Genomic DNA, 1,918 nt, shown 5'->3' with positions numbered 1-1,918 from the left:
TAACCCGGATAAATCACCGTAAAGATTGCGGGAAGTGCGGCTGAGTGCTAAATTAAGCGGCATTAACGAATGTGTGGTTGTCACGCCGAAAGGTGACGAAAAGGGACGTAGGCACAAAGAACCGCGCCGAACCCAATAGAAAAGCCCTGTAATCTTTCAGAAACTTGGCGGAATCTAAGATTAACAGGGCTGTCCAGTGATATTCCATCAGGGGTACTGTTGAACTCCTGATGGGGAGTATAGAATTATGCCGAGCAAAATTCAACTCCTGCGGCACAACATAAGCGCAGGAGACTGTGTCTGACTCCCTGACACGTCACACCCCGGTGAACGGTCATAAAATTCACCGTCATTATCTGCCTGTCTTTAAAGGCAAATTACCGGCCATTGCGGCGGTGCGCCGTTTTTCGGCGGCACTGTCCCGTCATGACTGGAACCGGAACCCCCATATCTATAATCTGCGCTGTGAACGTAACCAGCGGGTCTCCGTGCGCTCCGAGCGCCGGGAAACCTGGTATGCGCTGGCGCTGGCGATGATAGCCAATGCGGACTACAACCCGGACAGTGAGGCACTGTTTGAGGTGATGTGTCCGGTGGAAACGCTGGCCGCACAATGTGGTCAGCTGCATCAGTATGAGAACGGCCGCAAAAGCTATGACCCGGTGCTGCATGCGCTGCATGACTGGGAGGCGGCGAATCTGATTATTATTCACCGTGACTTTGACCGTGAGGCGAAACAGTACAAGGCGATGCGCATCTGGCTGCGGCCGGAGTTTTTTGCCGGGCTGGGGTTCGGTCTGGCGGCACTGCGTGACATTGTCACACGCTTCCGGCGCTGGATGGAGCGCAAAGGGCTGCGGGAGGAATACCAGAAACGGTATGCCCGTCATGTGCTGCGCCTGAGCCGCTCGAATGTGGCGTCACTGGATAACCGGCACGCGCTGAAAAACCTGCTGAAAAAGCTGCGCCGTCTGGTCACCGGGGATGATGAGGCGCTGGAAAGTGAAAAGAAACATCTGGAAAAAGCCCTGAAAGAGAAGAAAGCACAGCTGAAAGCCTCCCGTCCGCAGGAAGACACGCACGGAAATGCCTGGCGGCTGTATGAGCGCTGGAAGCAGATAAACCCGGTGGCTGTTGTCCGTGCACTGGAGCAGCGGATAAAATCGCAGTTCCCGGCGCTGCACGGCGAGCTGCTGTATCAGTGTTACCTCGATAACCTGCCAGACCATTAATCCCGTCCCAGTCTGAACTGACCGCCTCCCCGGCGGTTTTCGTGCTGGCTTTCTGCCGGAAATGCCCTGTTTGTATGTCCCGGACCGGTTCATTTTTACCGGCGGAGAGCGTGCCGGTGTCATTACTGCCAATAATTGCTCACTATACGTTCAGTTAATTTCGTATGGTATGAAAGTCCATCAGTTAACTTCGTACAGATCGGTATGGATCAGGTTAACTTCGTTCTTAGTTTCTGAACTAAACGTCCTTTTTTAATAAAAAGGAGATTGGGGCGCGTTTTTAAAGCGCACCCCATCAGCAAATATCAGATAATGCCTTCGCTCACAGGGAACTTCGTTCCCGCCGCTCAGAGCGGTGAGGTGTCAGGTTCAGATAACTATTCCCCGTAATGCCGTGCGGGCACAGCATAACGCGCAGTACAGCCGGTTTTACCCGGCTAACTGCGGCCAGTGGCGGGAATAAAAACAACAGAATGGTTTTAAGGCCAGAAGGTTCAAGCAGGACGGGAGAGGGTATGCGGACTATAACAGCCTGTCACCGGCGCTGCCGGGCTGCGGCGGCCATCTGACCACAGTGATATTCTCAGTCACTTTTGCCGCCTGACATGCGCTGACGCGCATAAATACAGTGTATGACCCGACAGGGTTAACTGAAATAAAGACACCGGTCATCTGTCAGTTAACCC

At 53.6% G+C, this 1,918-nt stretch carries 1 protein-coding gene; it reads left to right on the top strand.

The window, feature by feature from the left end:
• Positions 1–296 precede the first annotated feature (296 nt).
• Positions 297–1,232, top strand: a complete 936-nt coding sequence (locus X965_RS18620) for a hypothetical protein (RefSeq protein ID WP_051997417.1) — start codon at positions 297–299, stop codon at positions 1,230–1,232.
• Positions 1,233–1,918 lie beyond the last annotated feature (686 nt).

It is taken from the genome of Morganella sp. EGD-HP17, assembly GCF_000512315.2.
In the GTDB taxonomy this organism is placed as follows: domain Bacteria; phylum Pseudomonadota; class Gammaproteobacteria; order Enterobacterales; family Enterobacteriaceae; genus Morganella; species Morganella morganii.
The sequence above is the reverse complement of the archived record's forward strand: the minus strand, read 5'-3'. Positions and strand labels throughout refer to the sequence as shown.